The organism is Bradyrhizobium sp. MI1.11, assembly GCF_055811255.1.
This window is the reverse complement of sequence record NZ_JBVVPM010000003.1, coordinates 99,904-118,907: the sequence shown is the minus strand read 5'-3', so window position 1 is coordinate 118,907 and position 19,004 is coordinate 99,904. Positions and strand designations below refer to the sequence as shown.

18 protein-coding genes are annotated in these 19,004 nt (G+C 62.0%); 12 read left to right on the top strand and 6 right to left on the bottom strand.

Features of this window, described 5'->3' with window-relative positions; all coding sequences use genetic code 11:
• Positions 1-99: 99 nt before the first annotated feature.
• Positions 100-558, top strand: a complete 459-nt coding sequence (locus tag AC0L30_RS04110) for a potassium channel family protein (protein ID WP_354127603.1) — start codon at positions 100-102, stop codon at positions 556-558.
• On the opposite strand, the gene AC0L30_RS04105 is transcribed toward AC0L30_RS04110, so the two are convergent.
• Complete coding sequence (locus tag AC0L30_RS04105; protein ID WP_007592978.1) at positions 536-1,219, bottom strand: helix-turn-helix domain-containing protein; 684 nt, start codon at positions 1,217-1,219, stop codon at positions 536-538. The two genes, AC0L30_RS04110 and AC0L30_RS04105, sit on opposite strands and share 23 nt — an antisense overlap.
• Before the next feature lie 318 nt (positions 1,220-1,537).
• On the opposite strand from AC0L30_RS04105, the gene AC0L30_RS04100 reads away from it, so the two are divergent.
• Positions 1,538-2,161, top strand: coding sequence for a response regulator transcription factor (locus AC0L30_RS04100; RefSeq protein ID WP_007592977.1), 624 nt, complete (start codon positions 1,538-1,540; stop codon positions 2,159-2,161).
• A gap of 197 nt (positions 2,162-2,358) precedes the next feature.
• Positions 2,359-2,733 carry a response regulator gene (locus AC0L30_RS04095; protein WP_473403828.1) on the top strand — a complete coding sequence of 125 codons (375 nt, stop codon included), beginning with the start codon at positions 2,359-2,361 and terminating at the stop codon, positions 2,731-2,733.
• Positions 2,734-2,745: 12 nt separating this feature from the next.
• Here the strand turns inward: AC0L30_RS04095 and AC0L30_RS04090 are convergent, their stop codons facing one another.
• The 3 genes from AC0L30_RS04090 to aspT are packed head-to-tail and all read right to left on the bottom strand — an operon-like array spanning position 2,746 to position 5,972.
• Positions 2,746-3,357: an invasion associated locus B family protein gene (locus AC0L30_RS04090; RefSeq protein ID WP_473403827.1), complete on the bottom strand. Its 612-nt coding sequence runs from the start codon at positions 3,355-3,357 to the stop codon at positions 2,746-2,748.
• A 27-nt stretch (positions 3,358-3,384) separates the two neighbouring features.
• Positions 3,385-4,227 (bottom strand): alpha/beta hydrolase family protein, encoded by an 843-nt coding sequence (locus tag AC0L30_RS04085; RefSeq protein ID WP_473403919.1) that lies wholly within the window; start codon positions 4,225-4,227, stop codon positions 3,385-3,387.
• A gap of 56 nt (positions 4,228-4,283) precedes the next feature.
• Positions 4,284-5,972, bottom strand: a complete 1,689-nt coding sequence (gene aspT, locus AC0L30_RS04080) for an aspartate-alanine antiporter (RefSeq protein WP_007592970.1) — start codon at positions 5,970-5,972, stop codon at positions 4,284-4,286.
• A 133-nt stretch (positions 5,973-6,105) separates the two neighbouring features.
• Here aspT and AC0L30_RS04075 point away from each other — a divergent pair, with 133 nt between their 5' ends.
• The 6 genes from AC0L30_RS04075 to AC0L30_RS04050 all read left to right on the top strand — a co-directional run bounded on the left by AC0L30_RS04075 (position 6,106) and on the right by AC0L30_RS04050 (position 14,250).
• The gene (locus AC0L30_RS04075) at positions 6,106-6,771 is read left to right on the top strand and encodes a YoaK family protein (protein WP_007592969.1); all 666 of its coding nucleotides are present in this window, start codon (positions 6,106-6,108) and stop codon (positions 6,769-6,771) included.
• Positions 6,771-8,477 carry a SulP family inorganic anion transporter gene (locus tag AC0L30_RS04070; RefSeq protein ID WP_354127607.1) on the top strand — a complete coding sequence of 569 codons (1,707 nt, stop codon included), beginning with the start codon at positions 6,771-6,773 and terminating at the stop codon, positions 8,475-8,477. Before AC0L30_RS04075 ends, AC0L30_RS04070 begins: the two co-directional genes overlap by 1 nt.
• Positions 8,478-8,682: 205 nt before the next feature.
• Positions 8,683-11,436, top strand: a complete 2,754-nt coding sequence (locus AC0L30_RS04065; RefSeq protein ID WP_473403826.1) for a decarboxylase — start codon at positions 8,683-8,685, stop codon at positions 11,434-11,436.
• Positions 11,437-11,450: 14 nt separating this feature from the next.
• Positions 11,451-13,151 (top strand): aspartate:alanine exchanger family transporter, encoded by a 1,701-nt coding sequence (locus AC0L30_RS04060; protein WP_354127608.1) that lies wholly within the window; start codon positions 11,451-11,453, stop codon positions 13,149-13,151.
• Positions 13,152-13,182: 31 nt separating this feature from the next.
• Positions 13,183-13,620: a hypothetical protein gene (locus AC0L30_RS04055; RefSeq protein ID WP_007592965.1), complete on the top strand. Its 438-nt coding sequence runs from the start codon at positions 13,183-13,185 to the stop codon at positions 13,618-13,620.
• Positions 13,621-13,779: 159 nt separating this feature from the next.
• Positions 13,780-14,250, top strand: coding sequence for a hypothetical protein (locus tag AC0L30_RS04050; protein ID WP_473403825.1), 471 nt, complete (start codon positions 13,780-13,782; stop codon positions 14,248-14,250).
• A gap of 85 nt (positions 14,251-14,335) precedes the next feature.
• On the opposite strand, the gene ppk2 is transcribed toward AC0L30_RS04050, so the two are convergent.
• Together ppk2 and AC0L30_RS04040 are read right to left on the bottom strand one after the other, a co-directional pair.
• Positions 14,336-15,136, bottom strand: a complete 801-nt coding sequence (ppk2, locus tag AC0L30_RS04045) for a polyphosphate kinase 2 (RefSeq protein WP_473403824.1) — start codon at positions 15,134-15,136, stop codon at positions 14,336-14,338.
• Between the two features lie 36 nt (positions 15,137-15,172).
• Positions 15,173-15,625 carry a hypothetical protein gene (locus tag AC0L30_RS04040; protein ID WP_354127611.1) on the bottom strand — a complete coding sequence of 151 codons (453 nt, stop codon included), beginning with the start codon at positions 15,623-15,625 and terminating at the stop codon, positions 15,173-15,175.
• Positions 15,626-15,806: 181 nt separating this feature from the next.
• On the opposite strand from AC0L30_RS04040, the gene AC0L30_RS04035 reads away from it, so the two are divergent.
• From AC0L30_RS04035 to AC0L30_RS04025, 3 genes are all read left to right on the top strand, one after another.
• Complete coding sequence (locus AC0L30_RS04035) at positions 15,807-16,217, top strand: hypothetical protein (RefSeq protein WP_007592955.1); 411 nt, start codon at positions 15,807-15,809, stop codon at positions 16,215-16,217.
• Positions 16,210-17,442 (top strand): HlyD family secretion protein, encoded by a 1,233-nt coding sequence (locus AC0L30_RS04030; RefSeq protein WP_007592953.1) that lies wholly within the window; start codon positions 16,210-16,212, stop codon positions 17,440-17,442. The genes AC0L30_RS04035 and AC0L30_RS04030 overlap by 8 nt, the downstream gene beginning before the upstream one ends.
• Positions 17,443-17,555: 113 nt before the next feature.
• The gene (locus AC0L30_RS04025) at positions 17,556-18,899 is read left to right on the top strand and encodes a TAXI family TRAP transporter solute-binding subunit (protein WP_354127626.1); all 1,344 of its coding nucleotides are present in this window, start codon (positions 17,556-17,558) and stop codon (positions 18,897-18,899) included.
• Positions 18,900-19,004: the final 105 nt, after the last annotated feature.

Sequence of the window (19,004 nt, the reverse complement as noted above, 5' to 3'; positions counted from 1 at the left end):
CCCTTGATCGGGGTTGCGGTCAAGCGTCAACGGGGTCCCGTGGTCGGCGCTTGCGGGATCATCGGACGGCTTCTTCGATGTCGGCACCAGGAGTGCGTATTGGCGGTTCAATTCCTGCTCGGTACCTTGATCAGCGTGATCAACATCATGATTCACGCGCTGGTGACCGTTGCGGCCATCGACATCGCCCGTACCGCCGGATTGAAGCATACGGCGCGGCCCCGGTCGCACCTGATGGCCGTGATGGTCATCACTGCTGTCATTTTGATGGTCGCGCACGTCGTCGAGGTTCTCATTTGGGCGCTCGCCTATGCGGCGGTCGGCGCGGCGCCTCCGGGAAGCGATCTGCTATATTTCACCTTCGTGAACTACACCACGCTCGGCTATGGGGACATCACGCCCGTGGCGGGCTGGCGGCTGACCGGACCTATGACCGCCATGAACGGCATCCTGATGTTTGGTTGGTCGACCGCGGTTCTTTTCGAGGTCCTGCGCAAGACGGTTGAACATCTCGCGGCGATTGCGGCGCCTAAGTCTAGTTCTGGAGATCGAGGCTAGCGAGCTTCAGCCGGTCCAGCAGCACGATCTGGCGCTGGGTATTTCCGACGAAGCCGAGGATACCGAGTTCATGCAACCGCGATAATGCGCGGGAGACGGTTTCCAGCGTTAATCCGAGATAATCGGCGATATCGCGCCGCGACATCGGCAGCGCCATGATCCCGGCGGCTGTCAGCCGCTTGTCCATCTCGATCAGGAAGGCTGCGACCCGCTCCAGCGACGTCTTGCGGCCGAGCAGCAGCATGTGGTCTTCCGCATGCTGAAGGTTGGTCGTGGTCATGCTCAGCAGGTTGCGAGCCACCACGGCGTCGTCCTGCGCGACCAGCTCGAGACTTTGGCGCCTCACCAGGCGAACCGTGGTATCGACGATCGCTTCCGTCGTGAACCTGTGCGCACTGCCGTTTTCCAGCCCGAAGATATCGCCCGCAAGATGAAATGCGCCGATCTGGCGGCGGCCGTCCGACAGCAGCTTGTAGCTCCGCACAGCGCCGTTCTTCACCTGATAGACGTACTCTGCGGGCTCCTTTTCGCCGTAGACTTCGGAGCCCTTCTTATAGGTAAACTCGTTTAAACTGATGATCGGGTTTGAATCGGTGTTTAACCCTAGCTCGCGGAGCGAATGAAGCCGCGAGGAGGCGTCGGCAGCGGTGCGAACGAACATGGCCAACTCCCGAACTGATGGTGACGCGGTATTTCCATCGCGGGAATAAGGAGCCGCCGAAAATCCGCTTCCCGCGAAGGTTGTTTAGGCGATAATTGGGGTTTTCAACCATTGTCTGTAGGTGCATTGTACCAAGGTACAGGAGGGGTTCGATGCGCTGACTGAGAACCCGTCAGAGTGTCTGTCAGATGGTGCGGCAATATGCCGAAAACGGACGCTTCGTTCCCGATTGCAGCATCCTAATTGGGCTGCTTTGCTTAGGCATCAACGGCACGTCTGGTCTTTCTGCATTTGAAGTACCCATCGAGGGGAAAAAACTTGTCCGGCTTCGTATATGTCGTGGACGACGACGCATCCTTTCGGATGGCGATTCAGCGTCGGCTCAAACTGGCTGGGTATGAAGTTGTGACCTACGCGTCTGCCCAGCAGCTGCTGGATGATCCGCCAGGGGCCGACCATCCGGGATGTATCTTGCTCGATGTGCAGCTTCCGGGCCTGAGCGGGCCGGAGTTGCAAGCCTCGCTCGTCCAATGCCATTCGCCGCTGCCCATCGTCTTTCTGACCGGACATGCGGATACCGCGACGACGGTCCGTGCAATCAAGGCCGGCGCAGAGGATTTTCTGACCAAGCCGGTGTCGTCGGAACAGTTGATCGATGCGATTGAGCGGGCAATGGCTCAACAGGAGGTGGCGCGGAGCCAACAAAGCAAGCTCGATTCGGTACGTTCTCGCTTGAGGTCTCTATCGCGACGCGAGCGACAGGTCTTCGACCTGATCGTGCGCGGGAAGATCAACAAGCAGATCGCCTACGAGCTTGGAACGACCGAACGCACGGTGAAGGCGCACCGCCACCAAGTGATGACAAAGATGCAGGTACTATCGTTTGCCGAATTGGTGTCCGCTGCCGAGCGGCTCGGCCTGCTGGATTCGGCAAAGGTGTGACGCAGGCCGGTTTTCGTGCGCTTCGTCAGGTCTGCGATCAGACCTGTACGATGGGACAATATGAAATGTTATTGACATAATTCGCCCTGGGCCGCCTACATACCGGCGTCGTTAGCCGTCGGATTAGCGCAGGAACCTTTGCCGCGTAGCGTCGTTGCGACGCGAGTGCCAGGTTTCCAATCAGAAAGACGGGCCCATTGTTTGCACGTAAGCCGATTTACGTCGTGGATGATGATTTATCGATGCGCCGAAGCTTGGAGCGGCTGCTTCGAAAGCATGGGTTTGAAGCGGTTGCTTTTGATTCCGCCGCTGCGCTGCTTCGTTATGGCTGCATCGAAGAGGCGTGCTGCATCGTTCTGGATATCAATCTGAACGGAGAGTCGGGTATCTCACTCCGCGGCAGGCTCGCGACCGAGTGTGCCAGTGTCCCGATCATCTATATTACCGGCAACGACTGCCAGGCAAATCAGGCTGCCGCGATTCAGTCCGGGTGCGCCGCCTATCTGGCCAAGCCCTTTGCAGCAAGCGCACTCATCGACTCCATTGAACGCGCCTGCGCCGAGCATGGCTGAAGCCGCCGCTGCTCACTCGTCGATGTCCTGCTCCAGAGTCTGTGCGGGCGCGCCGTTGTGAGCCGAGCCGAACTGTGCCAGCGGCAACGATGTCGTCAGAGACAGAAGGTTGGAATCGGTGACCTCGAGCACCAGAGTCTTGCCGGCGTCCATGTCCTCGATGAACCTGGGATCGGCGGCGTCTGCGGCGATACAGGTATTGGTCAGGCACCAGGTGTAGGGCAACGATCTGGAAGTTCCCTGATCGACGGTCAGCTTGGCAGGCCGTTGCAGATACATCCCGACGGGGACAAGCACTTGCAGCCGGGCAGTGCGGTCGCCGTCGCGCTCGATCAGGTCCACGCGCACCGCCATCTGGCCCGTTGCAAACTTGCCGGTGATCGAGGTCCGGCACAGCATCGGCGCACCGCCGGGCTTGACGCAAAGCTTCCGCCAGTCGCTATAGGTGATGTCCTTGGCTTCGCGCTGTCCGCGAGGCGCGATTTCGGCGGACTTTGCCTCTGGAGCCGGCTTGGGCGCGACTGCATTCTGCGCCGAAGCTGGTCCGGCAAGAGCCGCCGCGAACAATATCGACACGCAGACGAGCGCACGCCCAGACGAAAGCACTGAAGTTGTGTCAATCATGTTCTGCCTCCACGTCAGCCTCTGCGGCTATTTCTGCGCGTCAAGAAATCGTTCGACGAGCGGTGACCACATCGGGATCGTGTCGGGCGAGCCGATGAAGAAATGTCCTTCGCTGCCGAAGGGCGGCATCAGATGATATTCGGCCCTGCCGCCGGCCGCGGTGAAGGCCTCATGCATGCGCTTCGATAGGGCAGGGCCGAAGAACGTGTCGTTCTCGATATAGAACCACAGCATTGGCACCCGCGACGTCCGGCCGAAATCGGCGGTCGCTTCGACCAGCTTGTCCGGTGCGCAATTGTTATTGGGTTTGCCATCGACGCGGCCGCCGCGTCCTGCGGCGAAGGTGATGATCGCCTTGACCTGCGGAGGGTTTGCGCTCGAGAGCGCAATGGAAGCCCAGCCGCCTGCGGACTGTCCGATGACGATCACGTCCTTCGGCAGAACGTGCTTCTCGGCCACCATGTAGTCGATGATCCAGAGATCGACTTGTGCCACCGCACGCCCGGCGTCGTGGAAGTTCGGATTGGTGCAGCTTCCGACCTTGGAGAAGAAGGGCCCGTAAAGACCGTGCTCGGGAATATCGATGGCGGCCGCGCCGTAGCCGGTTCCGACCGGCGCTACGACGAAATAGCCGCGGCTGGCGAACCACTTCGCGGCATTGCGGAATTCCACCAGCGGGAAAAAGCTTCGGTCGACCGCTTTGAGCGAGACGCCATGGTTCATGATCGCCAGCGGGAAGGGGCCATCGCCGACCGGCCGCACCACATAGGCAAACATCGGCAGCGGGAGCGGCAGGGCCCAGACCTCTTCCTGGATCCGAACATTGTCGTCGGCGCGCACAGGGGCAAGAAAGCAGGCCAGGATGCTCAGTGCTCCCGCCAGGTAGGTCACTGTTGAAGCATGCCGCAAATTCACGTGCGCCTCCTTCAACCGGCGAAAGTGCTGGCCACGATGATCGGGCCAAGCACAGTCAGCACAACGTTGCCGACCGCGTAGGGCACAGCGACCCCAAGCACCGGCGTTTGGCTTTCTGCAACTTCGCAGGCCCCGGTCACCGCGGCGTCGACAGTCATGGCGCCGGCCAGCGCGCCGCAAATGATGACCGGGTTCATGCGGAGCACGCGATGGGCAAACAGGGTCGTCACGATCAGCGGCACCAGCGTAACGACCAGGCCCATGCCCACCAGCAGCATGCCGTGCGACTGGATTGCGACCCAGGCCGCGTGGCCGTTGCCGAGCCCGATCGCGGCGATAAAGCCGCCGAGCCCGAGGTCGCTCAGCGTTTGCTGCGCGGCGGGCGGCATTGCACCCATCGTCGGCCGGCGCGAGCGCAGCCAGCCGCAGAAAAGTCCCGCTATCAAGGCACCGCCGCCGCCGCCCAGAGTCAGAGGCACTGAACCGATCTTGACGCTCGCGAGGCCGGCGAGCAGACCTATGGCAATGCCTGCGGCAAGGAATGCGATGTCGGTGCGGTCTTCGGAGCTCAGGATCTGTCCAACCTGCGAGGCGGCGCGCTCGATGTTGCGGGTGCTGCCGACCAGCGTCATGACATCACCGACATAGACGCGGGTGTCCGCGCTCAACGGGACCTCGCGTCCCATCCGCGTCAGGGTGCGCAGGAACACGCCGCGCGCGGCGTCGCCGACGCGTTCAGCCATGTCCTTGACGGAGCGGCCATGGAGCTTGCGATTGTCGACGAGGACGTCGACCACGTTGCCTGGAAGAGCCTTCAGGATCTCGTCGGCGTCGATTTCTGTGCCAACAATCGGCTTTGCAGCGACGATGGCGGCGGTGCGGCCTGCGATAACGATGTCGTCGTTCGCTTCAAGAACGGTGTCGCGATGCGGTTCGACGTCAGCGCCCTGGCGCACGATCCGCTCGATCACGCTGCGGCTGCCGATCTGGTCTTCGACGGCGCCGACGGTCCGTCCCGCCGCTGCCGACACCCGGTACGCGCGCGCCTGGAACTTTCGATAATGCAGATTTTCGGTCTGCGGCGGGTTGCCACCCGACAGCTCCGCCTCGAGCTTTGCAGCTTCCGCTTTCAAATCGATCCGCATCAATTTCGGCGCGACGAACGGCACGTACAGGAGCGTGAGGATATAGCCGAGCACGTAGGTGACGGCGTAGCCGGCCGCGATATTGGCGTCCTGCTGCTGCAGCAACTCTTTGGGGAGTCCGAGCTGAGCTAATGCGCCAGATGCGGTGCCGATGACCGACGACTGTGTCAGGGCTCCCGCAGCAAGACCGGAAGCGGTGCCGGGACCGAGCGCGAACACATGGGCAAATACGAGAACGATGACGAGGCCGGTGCCGCCAAGCACGAGTGCGAGCGCAACCTGCGCCAGGGTCCGGATGCTCAACGAGGCAAAGAACTCGGGTCCGGACCGGTAGCCGATCGTGAACACGAACAGGCTGAAGAGGATGACCCTGAGCAAGGACGGAAACGTGAAGGTGCCAAGCTGCCCGATCAGGACGGCAACGATGAGCGTGCAGGCCGTGGTGCCGATCGAAAAACCGCGGATTCTGACGCGGCCAAGAATGGTGCCCAGCGCAACCGACAGCAGCAGGAAAATTTCCGGAGCGGCGGAGATGATCCATCTGACCGTGCTCATGGCGCATGCCCTCCAGCGATTTGTGCTAAATCTGGTTCGTCAAACCTGGCGATGCTTGATTCAGATCAACCCCTGCCGGGGGTTAACCCGCTCCGTGTTGAGCCGCAGGATTTGACGTGGGGACCTGAGCACGATGGATACCGCCGTTGCTTCGTCGATACGCCGCGACGAAACGGCGCCGATTGCGCTGCTGCTTGCCTTCGCCGGCGGCTATATCGACGCCTATACGTGGATCATCCACGGCGTGATGGCCAATGCCCAGACCGCAAACCTTGTGCTGTTGTGGGTTTATGGCTCGATCGGAAATTGGACGAAGGCGCTGCACTTCGTCCCGCCGATCCTTGCATTCGCCGCCGGTATTCTGGTCGCTGCATGGCTGCGCCGGGCGACCGGAGGGCGCGCCAGCGCGATCGGTACACTGATCGAAATCCTGCTGCTGGTCACCATCGCCATCCTGCACAATCGCCTGCCGGATCTCGCGGGAACGCTTGGCATTTCCTTCGTCGCCGCCGTACAGAGCGCGGTCTTCACGAGGGTCGAGGGCGCGCTCTACAGCTCCGTCATGATCACGGGCAACATGCGGCAGGCGATTGAAGGGCTGTTCGCTGCGGCCTCCGGCAATGGGACGCTCCGTCCCCCCGGCATTTTCGCCACGTTATGCGTCGCCTTTGGTCTAGGGGCGGCTGTGGGCGCCTTCGCGACCAAGCAAATCCCGAATCTGGCGCTCGGTCTTCCCGTGATCGCACTGCTGGTCGTGCTGTTGCTCTGCGAAGTCTCAAGCGAGGAGGGCAGGCTCTGATGTCTTCCGGGCGGAAATGGCGCTGGATCTTCCTGTTTCCGCCCGCAACCTGGTTGGCGCGGTATCACCGCGCCTGGCTGCGTTCGGACGCCATCGCCGGCATCACGCTCGCGGCCTACGCCATTCCGGTGTCGCTGGCCTATGCCACGCTGGCGGGCCTGCCGCCCCAAATCGGCATCTACGGCTACATGCTCGGCGGCGTCGGCTATGCGCTGCTGGGGTCGTCGCGCCAGCTTGCAATCGGTCCGACCTCGGCGATCTCGCTGATGATTGCGGCGACCGTCGGGACGCTGGCCGGCGGAGACGCGGCGAAATACGCCGAGATCGCGAGCCTAGCCGCCTGTGCGGTAGCGCTGCTTTGTCTGATCGCGTGGCTGTTCAAGCTCAGCGTTCTCGTCCGCCTGGTGAGCGACAGTATCCTGGTCGGTTTCAAGGCCGGTGCGGGACTCACCATCATGATGAGCCAGTTGCCGAGCCTGTTCGGCGTCGCCGGAGGCGGTCACAATTTCTTCGATCGCGCCATCAAGCTCGCCGGCCAGCTCGGCGGCGTCAATTGGCTGGTTCTGGCGATCGGAGCCATCGCGCTCTTGTTCCTGCTGGTGGGAGAGCGGCGGCTGCCGGGAAGGCCGGTCGGGCTCACGATCATGGCGCTATCGATCATGCTGGCGACACTGCTTGGCTTTCCGTCGCTTGGCGTGCCGGTGACCGGCAAAATTCCGGAGGGATTGCCGGCGTTTGGATTACCCAGCTTTGGTCTATTGGAGCCCGACGAGCTCTTCCCGCTGGCCGCGGGATGCGTGCTGCTGGCCTATATCGAAGGCGTCTCCGCCGCACGCAGCTTTGCTGCCAAGCACGGCTATGCCCTCGATGTCCGGCAGGAGCTTTTGGGGCTCGGCGCGGCGAACCTCGTCACCGCCTTCGGCCACGGCTATCCCGTGGCCGGCGGGCTGTCGCAGTCTGCGGTCAACGACAATGCCGGGGCGCGCACGCCGTTGGCCCTGGTGATCTGCTCGGCGGCGCTTGCGCTGTGCCTGCTGTTCTTCACGGGGCTTTTGACGAACCTGCCCAAGGCGGTCCTGGCGGCGATCGTTTTTGCCGCCGTCTACAGGCTGGTGGACATCCGCGCGCTGTTGCGAATGTGGCAAGTCAGCCGCATCGACTTTTATGCCGCGGCGATTGCCCTCCTGTCAGTGTTGCTCCTGGGCATCCTGCAGGGCGTCTTGCTGGCGGCCGTCGCGTCGATCTTCCTGCTCCTGGGGCGAGCCTCGCGTCCGAATGTTGCTTTCCTCGGCCGGCTGCCCGGTACCGGCCGCTATTCCGACAATGCGAGGCACGAGGGCGTCGAGCCATTGGTCGGCATCATCGCGTTTCGACCCGAAGCCTCGCTGCTCTACATCAATGCCGAAACGATCCTGGAGACAGTGTTAGGCACCTTGCCGCTGTCGGCCGGCGTCAAGCTCGTTGTCTGTGATCTGTCGGCCGCGCCCTACATCGATCTGGCCGGCGCGCGCATGCTGCACGATCTCTATGACGAACTCGCCTCCCGGAATATCACCTTCCGCATCGTCGGCGCGCACGCACAATTACGCGATCTGCTGCGGGCTGAAGGCTTGGCGGAAAAGACCGACAGCAGGACGTGGCTTCGTTCGGTTGACAGCGTACTCGGGGAAACCATGACCGGGCAATCATCTGATCCCAATCCATAAGATACGCCCGACCTATGGGCGGGCCGGCTCTGACGCGATCTCACCATCATCCTCAATCGGTCACGCGGTAGCGCCTTGGACGATGTCCGCATCGCAAATTGTTCCGGGCCTCTTCAAGGCGCTCGACCCTTGACTTGGATCAATGGGCCGAGGTGAGCGGGCATCACGATCCCGGCCGAGACGTCGCAAAGATCCGGAGAGAGACATGTCCAAGGACGCCAAGGCTACAGAAAAGCGCATCGATCAGTTCATTTCCGGGCCCGGCGGACGGGCGGATGATTGGCGCGATCTGGTGGAGGCAGCGAAGGCATGGGCGCGCGGCGGTGACCGCACGAAGTACGATGCGGCGCTGGCGGATCTCTCCGTGATAGAGGAGTTTCACGGCTATCCGGGGCTGCAGTTGATGGCGGCTTTGCGGGAAGCGGCCTCGGCCGGGGATGCGGCGGGTTCACTTGCTCTCGCGACGCGCATCACGCAGGCGTTGATGACGAGATCTTTCCGCCAGCTTGCCGGCGACTGGAATGCCAAGGACGACGGCAACGGTGATGCGCCCGAGCTTGTGCCGTCAACTTTCGGATCGCATGAGGGCCATCGACCCTATTTCGAGACACTGATCGTCACCGGCCTTTCGTCCAACCATTGGCCGGCGCTCGCCGCCGAATGGCGCAAGTTGCGCCGTCCGGTCGATTCTTTCGTCTATGAGCCGGTGATCGTCGGTAGTCTTGAAGACGCCTTCTGCGCGACGATGCTCAACCCCAATATCGCCGCCGTCGTCATCAACGAAGGGTTCGGCCTGCGCTCGCGCCACGATGCGCCGATACTCCGCACCATGACCGCCGCCGCGGGCATCAAGGACGAGGCGGACGCGTCCGCGCTCCGGCTGGCGCACGTCATCAAGCGGGTACGTCCCGAGCTCGACATCTACCTGATGTCGAATCGCGACGTGGAGGCAATGGCGGGGAACCCCGAAGCCAATGTGGTTCGGCGGATATTTTACTCCATCGAAGAGCTCCTCGAGCTGCATCTCTCCATCCTCGAAGGGATCCAGGATCGCTTCGACACACCGTTCTTCGACAATCTCAAGAAATACGCGCAACGCCCGATCGGGACGTTTCATGCGCTACCGATCGCTCGCGGCAAATCTGTCTTCAGGTCGGACTGGATCCGCGATATGGGCGAATTCTACGGGCTGAACCTGTTCCTGGCCGAGAGCAGCGCGACCACCGGCGGTCTCGACAGTTTGCTGGAGCCGACGGGCACCATCAAGAGAGCGCAAGATAAGGCGGCACGCGCGCTCGGCGCCGATCGCGTGTTCTTCGTGACCAACGGCACCTCGACATCCAACAAGATGGCGGTGCAGGCGCTGCTCGGGCCAGGCGACATCGCGATCGTGGATCGTAACTGCCACAAGTCGCACCATTACGGCATGGTTCTGGCCGGTGCTCAGCCCATCTACGTCGAAGCGTTCCCGATGACCGAATATTCGATGTATGGCGCGGTGCCGCTGAAGACCATCAAGCAGGCCCTGCTGAATGCCAGAGCCGACGGCCGCCTGGACCGCGTCAAGATGCTTGACCTGACCAACTGCACCTTCGACGGCCACATCTACAACACCCGCCGGGTGATGGAGGAATGTCTCGCGATCAAGCCAGATTTGATCTTCCTGTGGGACGAAGCCTGGTTCGGCTTCGCGCGCTTCTCTCCGTTCCTGCGGCGACGGACCGCGATGGGCGCCGCCAACGAGATCGAGACCTGGATGCATGATCCGAAATCGGTCGCGGATTACGAGAAGCAGCAGGCCGACCTCGGCAAGACCCCCTCGGACGAGGTGCTGCTCAAGACTCGTCTGATCCCGGATCCGCGTCAGATCCGCCTGCGCGTCTACCAGACCAACTCGACCCACAAGTCGATGTCGGCGATCCGGCAGGGCTCGATGCTGTCGGTCAAGGACGTCGAATTCCACACCGTCGAGCAGCAGTTCAAGGAGGCGGTGTTCACGCACGCGTCGACCAGCCCGAACCAGCAGCTCATCGCCAGCCTCGATGTCTCGCGGCGCCAGATGGAGCTTGAGGGCTACGGTCTCGTCGCCAACGCGATCGAAATTGCGTTCGCGATCCGCAAAGCGGTCAACAGCAATCCGCTGATCTCGAAATACTTCCGGATTCTCGGTGCGGACGCGATGGTGCCGGCGCAATATCGCCAGAGCGGCTTCACCGACTATCTCGCAACAGGCATGAACTGGGCGAGTGTCCTGAAGAGCCTGGACGACGACGAGTTCTGCCTCGACCCGACCCGGATGACGTTGGTCTGCGGCACCGCCGGCTACGACGGTACGCAGTTCAAGGGCATCCTGGCCAACGACTACAACATCCAGATCAACAAGACATCGCGCAATTCTGTGTTGTTCCAGTCCAACATCAACAATACCCGCAGCGACGTCGCGCATCTGGTGAGGGTGCTGGCCGAGATCGCGGGAGAGGTCGACCGCGGGTTGGTTCAGGGCGGCGCCAATGCGAAGAAGACCTTCGAGGCGCGCGTCAAGAGCCTGATGACCGATGTGCCCGACTTGCCGAACTTCTCGCAGTTCCACGACAGTTTCCGTGGCGATGCCGGCACCAGGACCAACGAGGGCGACATTCGTAGCGGCTTCTACTCGGCCTATGACGCAGCGGGATGCGAATATATCCGGCTCGGCGATTCCGAGATCGACCGTCGTCTCAAGGCCGGTCCCGACCTCGTCTCCGCCAGTTTCGTGATCCCGTATCCGCCGGGCTTCCCGATCATGGTGCCGGGGCAGGTCATCACCCAGGAAACCATCGACTTCATGCGCAAGCTCGATGTGAAGGAAATCCACGGCTACGACGCCAAGGAAGGGCTGAAGCTCGTACGTGCCGAAGCCCTGGCGAAGATTGGGCGGCCCAAGCCCGGCGCCGCGCCGAAGCTGAAGGCGGCATCGTAATAAAGGGGAGGGATATGCAGAGCTTTTTCACGTTCTTGCAGCAGAACCCGTTTCTGTTGCTGTTCTTCGTCGTTGGGCTCGCCGTCTGGATCGGCCGGGCCAGCATCAAGGGTTACGGCCTCGGCATGGTCGCCGGCGCCATCGTGGTGGGCGCAGCCCTTTCGGTTTGGGCGTCGGTCTACGGCGTGAAGCTTGAGCTGAACGCGTTCGCCAAGAGCCTGTTCTACTATTTGTTCATGTATGGCGTCGGCTTACGTGTGGGACCGTCCTTCATCAACAGCCTGAAGGGCGATGGTCTCAAGTTCTGCATCCTGGCGCTGGTGTCGAGCGTTCTCGGTCTTGCGCTTGTCGTTATGCTTTCGAAGCTCTTTGCGCTGCCGATCGGCGCTGCCGGCGGCATGCTGGCGGGATCGCAGACCATGTCCGCCGCGATTGGCTCGGCTGAGCAGGCCATCACCTCGGGCGTCGTGAAGCTTCCCGAAGGCATGAAGCCCGAAGACGCGTCGGGCATGATCGCGCTGTCCTACGGCATCACTTATATCTGGGGCACCGTTGGCATCATCCTAATCTGCAAATATCTGCCGCGCTGGTGGGGCGTCGACGCCAAGGCTGCAGCCAAGCAGTACGAGCAGGAGTTTGGCGTCAAGGACCTCGAGGGTGGTGGCCTGACCGGTTACCGGCAGTTCGGCCTGCGTGCCTACCGGCTCGATAATCCGGCCCAGGTCGGCATGAGCATTGCCAAATTCCGCGCGATGAATCCCGAATACCGCATCGTCAATGTGGCGCGCCGAGGAGAACCGCTGGGTGCCGACCCCGAACTCGTTCTGCAAAAGGGCGACGTCGTCGCGCTCGGCGGCTCGACCGAGCATCTCACCGACAAGATGGGCCTGCTCGGTCCGGAGGTTGCCGACGCCAAGGCACTCGGTATTCCCATGGATCAGGCGGACATCCTCGTCACCAACAAGGAGATGGCCGGACGGACCTTTGAATCCTTCCGCGATACGGCCATCGCCGGCCAGCTGCAGGTCACCAAGGTGGAACGTGGCGGCGTGCAGATTCCGGCCGGTCTCAAGACCGAGTTGCAGCGGATGGACATCGTCTCGGTGGTCGGCATCAAGTCGGCTGTCAACGAGCTCGGCGACATGTGGGGACGCATTGCGCGGACCAACACCTCGACCGATCTGTTGACGCTCGCCTCAGGCATGATCATCGGCTTCCTGATCGGCATGATCGAATTTCCGGCCTTCGGCGCCAAGATCGGCCTCGGCAATGCTGGCGGTCTGTTGCTGTCCGGCGTGATCGTCTCATCGCTGGTCTCGCGACTGCGCTTCTTCGGCAATACGCCGAACGCGGCGCGCAACGTGCTGGAGGATCTCGGCCTCGTGGTCTTCGTCGCCATCGTCGGCATCAATGCCGGCGCCGGGTTGTTGGCGCAGCTCACGGGTGCGGTCGCGTTGAAGATCTTCATCGCCGGCTTCATTGCCTGCACGATTCCGCCGTTCATCGTCTGGGCGATCGGCTTCCACGTCTTCAAGATCAACCCGGCCGTGTTGATGGGCGGCGTTGCCGGTGCGCGATCTCACTCCGGGCCGTGCCGTGAGGCCGCGGTGGAAATCCAGAGCTCCGTGCCCTGGATTGGGTTCCCGGTCGGGTACGCGGTGTCCGGCATTCTGCTCACCGTGTTCGGCTACTTCGCAATGATCCTGGCTCAATAGCTCGGCGTCACAACCAGAGGAAATAAGACTCATGAGAAAAGTCGCTATCTATGCCGCCCTGGTCGCTTCGCTGGCAGGCGTCGCCGGCTTCAGCACGCCGTCGCGGGCAGAGACCGGCCAGGTCGCCGTTGTCTTCACCAAGGGCGGTTTCATCGTTGGCGTCGGTGGCGGCGAGGGCGTTCTGCTGTATCGCGGCCACAAATATCCCTTCACCGTCTCGGGTATGAGCGTCGGCTTCACGATCGGCGCTTCGACCACCAAGCTGGTCGGTCGCGCCCTCAACCTGAGGGGGCCGGAGTCGATCGAAGGCTCCTACGCTGTCGGCGGTGCGGGCGGTGCTATCGCTGCCGGCGCAGGTGCCGTTCAGCTCCAAAACGGCAACGGCGTGATTCTGCAGCTTAGCGGACCGAAGGTCGGTGCGGAGCTGTCGGCCGCTGTGGGGGGCGTGACGATAGCTTTGAAGCGGTAGAGCGGCACTCGCGCCGCTCTAGCTGAATGACGGCTGCTTCTCTCATGCACGTAAGTCAGGAAGCGGCGGCAAATCAGCGCCAGGTTCGGATGCCAGCCGCGTTTCGCGAGGCATCGTCGAAAAGCGGATCACGGTACCCATATCGAGGGAGGACATGCCATGCTTCGTTATCTTCTGGCTCTTGTTGCGGCCGTCGTTCTTCTCACGGCAATGCTCATTCCCGATGATGCCTATGCCCGCCGCGGAGGTGGCGGTGGTGGCTATCGCGGAGGTGGAGGGGGCATGCGCGCCGGAGGTTTTCATGGCGGTGGCTATCGTGGCGGCGCCGTTCACGCGGGGCGGATCCATGGCGGAGGCGGACGCCATTACGCAGGAGGTCCGCGGCCAAGCCATCCCATCGCCGGTCGTCCGGGTCGCCCCGGTTACCCCGTTGCGGGCCGTCCCGGCCGTCCCGTCGCCGGTTATCCCGGAGGCTATCCGCGATATGGCTATCGAGGCGCGGCTTACGGTGCTGCTGCCGTCGGTGCGGCCGCCGCGGGCGCCTACGGGTACTACAACAACAACTACAACAACGGTTGTTATCAGGACACGTACGGCAACTGGGTCTGTCCCAACCAGTACCCGTATTGAAAGAATGCGCTGCTGACGGACCCAGCGGACCGTCAGCAGCGCGGTCAAGGATCAGACCGCACCGGCAGTGCGTTCGATCACCTCGTCAATAACGTTCGGCGACGAAGTTCATCCCGCGCAGGACCGCTTGGTCATTGTAGCGTCCTTTGTCGGAGCGCTTCGGCAGCTTCACCTTGTCCTTCTTGATCCGCTTGTGCGGGATAGCCTCCAGGATGTGCGCGATACAGTTCAGCCGCGCCCGCCGCTTGTCGTCGGAGCGAATGATGTACCAAGGCGCCTCCTTCGTGCTCGTCTTCTTGAGCATCAGGTCGCGCGCGCGGGAATAATCATACCAGCGTTTGAAGGATTCGAGGTCCATCGGACTCAGCTTCCATTGCCGCACCGGATCGTCGATGCGGGCGTTGAAGCGGCGCTCCTGCTCCTCCATCCCGACCTCGAGCCAGATCTTGATCAGGATGATGCCGCCGTCGATGGCGTACTTTTCCATCTGCGGGCAGAGCGAGAGGAAACGATCGTGCTCGGCGGGCGAGCAGAACCCCATGACATATTCGACGCCGGCGCGATTGTACCAGCTGCGGTCGAAAATCACGATTTCCCCGCCGGCCGGAAACTGCTTCATGTAGCGCTGGAAAAAAAGCTGGGTCTTTTCGCGATCCGATGGCGCCGGCAGCGCCACCACCCGGAATACGCGCGGGCTGACCTTTTCTGTGATCGCCTTGATCGTGCCGCCCTTGCCGGCCGCATCGCGGCCTTCGAACAGGACGATGACTCGAAGCTTGTTTTCCTTCACATAATCCTGGAGGTGGCAAAGCTCGATCTGGAGCTTTTCGAGCTCCTTCTCGTAGTCCTTGCGCTTCATCCGCTCTGAGGCTTCGCCCTTTGCCATGCCGCTCCGCCTTCTCTTAACTCGGCCGAAACGTGATCAGTCGCCCCAGGAAATGATGACGCCGATGTCGCCGGGCACGCCGCCAGGAAAATCGATGACCTGATAGCCGATGCGATAGCCGCGAGGCTTGAGGTATTCGGTCCAGAGCTCGAAGATCTCTTTTGGAATTCCCGTCAGCGTTTTCTCCCAGCCCGCCTCCATCTGGTTGATTGCGCGGCCCTTGTCGGTGCACAGGGTGTTCGGGAAGCGATAGACCTGCACTTCGGTCAGGCCGTTGCGAACCGCGCGCTGGATGATGGTCGAGGCGAGCTTGATTTTCTCCTCCTCGGATTTGCCGGACGGTCTGCTCAGCCGTTCGATCAGAGCGCGTTTCTCGGCTTCGGCCGCGGCGGCGAGGCGAACATATTCCTCGGCCTTTCTGGCTTCCTCGAGCGCAGCTTCCTTGCGAATTTGCAGTGCGTTGGGAATGAGCTCATCGATGCCGGGCATGATTGGGGCGTTCCTGGCTTGCTGTGGGGTCGGCGTCAGGGCTAAGCTAGGTTTCGCGCCGTTCGGACCTTTGATTCATATCAAGCAATTTTCCCACCTGCGCGGCCACGGTAACGAGCCGGCGCGCAGACCGCCCTGATCCCTTCCGTGGAGGCGACCATTGAGCGAGCAACTTCATCCGATGGCCCCGCATCATCTGCCGTTCTATCTCGCGCCGGGAAGCGGCACGGACGTGCTGATGGTGGTGATGGGGATCTTCCTGATCGGCACCGTACTCTGGGTTGGCACGCTCTATTGGAAGCTGCACAGCCTGCCCGAACGGATGGCGCACAAGTCACAGAAGCTGCAGTTCGAGATCGTGGCCGTGCTGGGCATCATCTCGCTCTTTACGCACATGCACATTTTCTGGGTGGCCGGCCTTCTGCTCGCGATGATCGACTTGCCAGATTTCGGCACGCCGCTGCGGAGTATCGCAGGCTCGGTTGAGAGGATCGCTGACGCCGCGCCCGGCGAGGGTCGCGAGCCAGAACTCCCCAGCTTGCCGCCGGTCGAGAAGCCGATCGTCAAGGGGAAGGAGCACAGCCATGTTTGAGCTCATGTTCTGCTCCATCCTGACCATCCTGCCGGACTACCTCTACCGACGTTATGCCCAAGGCAAACGGTTCGGCAAGGAAATCACCTTCTTTTCCATCTGGTACGAATTGCGATGGGGTATCACCGGCTGCTTGATGCTGACGATTTCGCTGATCACGATGATCTTCTACTTTCACCCGTCAACGACCTCGGCCGCGCTCTATTTTCGGACGGTCCCCATTCTTCCTGAAGGCTCCGGCCGCGTCGCGGAAGTCAATGTCGGCTACAGCGAGGCAGTGAAGAAAGGCGACGTGCTGTTCAGGTTGGACAGTTCGAAGCAGAAGGCCGCCTTGGAGACGGCCACGCGCAAGATCGCCGAGGTCGACGCCGCGATGACAAGCGCCGAAAACGACGTGGTCAAGGCCGAAGCGCAGATCCAGGAAGCCAAGGCCAGCCTTCAGCAGGCCAAGGACGAGCTGGACGTCAAGACGGAGCTGCAGCGCCGCAATCCCGGTATCGTCCCGCAACGCGATATCGAGAAATTACAGGTCGTGGTCAACCAGCGGCAGGCTGGTGTGGACTCGGCCACCGCGTCCAAGACGTCGGCGATGTTGCGGCTTTCAACGCTGTTGCCGGCTGAAAAAGCGAGCGGCCAGGCGGCGTTGGCTGAAGCGCAGGTCGATCTCGACAAGACCTTCGTTCGCGCCGGCGTCGACGGTCGGGTCGAGCAGTTCCTCGTTCGGACGGGCGATCTCGTTGCCCAGATCATGCGACCCGCCGGCGTGTTGATACCGGCGGATGCCGGCAGGGGTAGGCTGCAGGCCGGGTTTGGACAGATTGAAGCGGGGGTGGTGAAGGTAGGGATGGTCGCAGAAGCGACCTGCATCTCCAAGCCATGGGTGATCATTCCGCTCCTTGTCACCGATGTGCAGGATTACATCGCCGCCGGCCAGGTGCAGGCTGGCCAGGAATTGATTGAAGCTCAGAATGCACGTAAGCCGGGTTCGATACTCGCCTTCCTGGAGCCGCTGTACAAGGGCGGCCTCGACGGCGTGACGCCGGGCAGCAGTTGCATCGTCAATGCCTACACCAGCAATCACGAGGAGATCTCGGCCAAGGAGACCGGTACAGGCCGGGCAATTGCCTTGCACGTCGTCGATGGTGTCGGACTCGTGCACGCCATGCTCTTGCGAATTCAGGCGCTGCTGCTGCCGATCAAGACGCTGGTGCTCAGCGGGCACTGACCGGCATCGCTTTGGCTTGAATCGCATTTCGGTTCAGCGATGCGCCTCAGTTGAGCCGGTCTGGCGTCATGAGCCAGTCCGACCAGTCAGCGCATATTCACTGTGAGCGCCACATGGTCCCCGCAAAAATGCCGATCTGGCTTCGTTCCTTCATTGTCGCCAGCGCTGTCGTGCTCGTGCTTGGAGCTGGCCTGTTCGGCTACCGGTGGTATTCTCGCCCCACGACGCTGACCATCGCCGTCGGATCGCTGGACGGTGAGGCCGCGCGTCTGGTCTCGGCACTGGCGAGCCGGCTTGCCGTGGTGAACGCCCCGGTCCGGCTCAGACTGGTGGAAACGACCAACGCGGTTGATGCTGCCGAGCAGTTTGCGGCGGAAAAGGTCGAGCTTGCTGTCGTCCGGGGCGACGTCGGCGACCTATCGCAGGCGCAGGCTATCGTGGTTCTCGCCCACGCCGTTGTCCTGCTGGTTGCGCCGCCGGGCTCCTCCATTACCGAAATCGCTGGTCTGAAGCGCACCAGCGTCGGCGTGATCGGCGGCGAGATGAATCGCAAGCTCATCGACGTTCTGAGCGACGAATACGGTCTGGGACGTGCCAATGTGACGTTCCGCAATCTCCAGCCGGCCGATGCGCGGCGTGCACTCGATGCGAAGGAGGTGCGGGCGATCCTGGTCGTCGTTCCTCTTGCCGAAAAATATCTTGCTCTGTTACGCGGCCTTTTTCTGCAGACGCCCAAGACCGCGCCGGTTCTGCTTCCGATCGATGCGGCCGGTGCCATCGCGGAGAAGCAGCGCGCCTATGAAAGCTTCGATGTCCCGAAGGGCACGCTGCGCGGTTCGCCGCCTATCCCGAGCGAGGATCTGACCACGTTGCGGGTCTCTTTCTACGTGGTCGCGCGAAAGCAGCTCAGCGCTGAGGTGGCCGGCAGCCTCGCCGACGCCCTGATGAAGGCACGCAGGGATCTGCTGGGGGAATTGCCGATACTCTCTCAAATGACCGCGCCGAGCACGGATTCGGACGCCTTCCTCCCGGTTCATCCTGGCGCCGCAGCATTCTACAACGGAACGCAGCAGAGCTTTCTGGACGAATGGGGAAACATCATCTTTCTCGCGCCCATGATTTTGGGCGGCCTCATCTCGGTGCTGGCCGCGGCCTGGAAATTCCTTCAGGTGCGTGATCCCTCTAAGGATGAACGGGGCCTGGACTCGCTGTATGCGCTGGGCGCGCGGATACGCAGGACGGAGGCGGAGGCCGAACTGTCCGATATCGAGGTCGAGATCGACCGGGTGCTCCAGGGCCAGCGCGCCAAGGCCGCTGCAGGAGACGAGAATGCGCTCGATGTCACGACATTGAATGTCGCTGCGCATCGTCTTCAGAGCCTGATTCACGACCGTCGGATCCTGCTGTCCGCGTACGGACATGAGCAAGCGCTCGGTCAGCCAGTTGACCGCACCTGACGGTGGTCACTTCCAGACCAAGTCGAATCACGGCCGACCCCAAGCTCAGCGACCTTGATCTTGATCAAACCCTCCGGCCGCCAACCCCGTTTCCTTCAGCAATCG

Coding starts and splice junctions, on each gene's coding strand:
- AC0L30_RS04050 (WP_473403825.1), top strand. CDS start 13,780: ATGCTTCGTTATCTTCTGGCTCTTGTTGCGGCCGTCGTTCTTCTCACG.
- AC0L30_RS04055 (WP_007592965.1), top strand. CDS start 13,183: ATGAGAAAAGTCGCTATCTATGCCGCCCTGGTCGCTTCGCTGGCAGGC.
- AC0L30_RS04025 (WP_354127626.1), top strand. CDS start 17,556: ATGGTCCCCGCAAAAATGCCGATCTGGCTTCGTTCCTTCATTGTCGCC.
- AC0L30_RS04065 (WP_473403826.1), top strand. CDS start 8,683: ATGTCCAAGGACGCCAAGGCTACAGAAAAGCGCATCGATCAGTTCATT.
- AC0L30_RS04030 (WP_007592953.1), top strand. CDS start 16,210: ATGTTTGAGCTCATGTTCTGCTCCATCCTGACCATCCTGCCGGACTAC.
- AC0L30_RS04090 (WP_473403827.1), bottom strand. CDS start 3,357: ATGATTGACACAACTTCAGTGCTTTCGTCTGGGCGTGCGCTCGTCTGC.
- AC0L30_RS04070 (WP_354127607.1), top strand. CDS start 6,771: ATGTCTTCCGGGCGGAAATGGCGCTGGATCTTCCTGTTTCCGCCCGCA.
- AC0L30_RS04040 (WP_354127611.1), bottom strand. CDS start 15,625: ATGCCCGGCATCGATGAGCTCATTCCCAACGCACTGCAAATTCGCAAG.
- ppk2 (WP_473403824.1), bottom strand. CDS start 15,136: ATGGCAAAGGGCGAAGCCTCAGAGCGGATGAAGCGCAAGGACTACGAG.
- AC0L30_RS04075 (WP_007592969.1), top strand. CDS start 6,106: ATGGATACCGCCGTTGCTTCGTCGATACGCCGCGACGAAACGGCGCCG.
- AC0L30_RS04105 (WP_007592978.1), bottom strand. CDS start 1,219: ATGTTCGTTCGCACCGCTGCCGACGCCTCCTCGCGGCTTCATTCGCTC.
- AC0L30_RS04035 (WP_007592955.1), top strand. CDS start 15,807: ATGGCCCCGCATCATCTGCCGTTCTATCTCGCGCCGGGAAGCGGCACG.
- aspT (WP_007592970.1), bottom strand. CDS start 5,972: ATGAGCACGGTCAGATGGATCATCTCCGCCGCTCCGGAAATTTTCCTG.
- AC0L30_RS04060 (WP_354127608.1), top strand. CDS start 11,451: ATGCAGAGCTTTTTCACGTTCTTGCAGCAGAACCCGTTTCTGTTGCTG.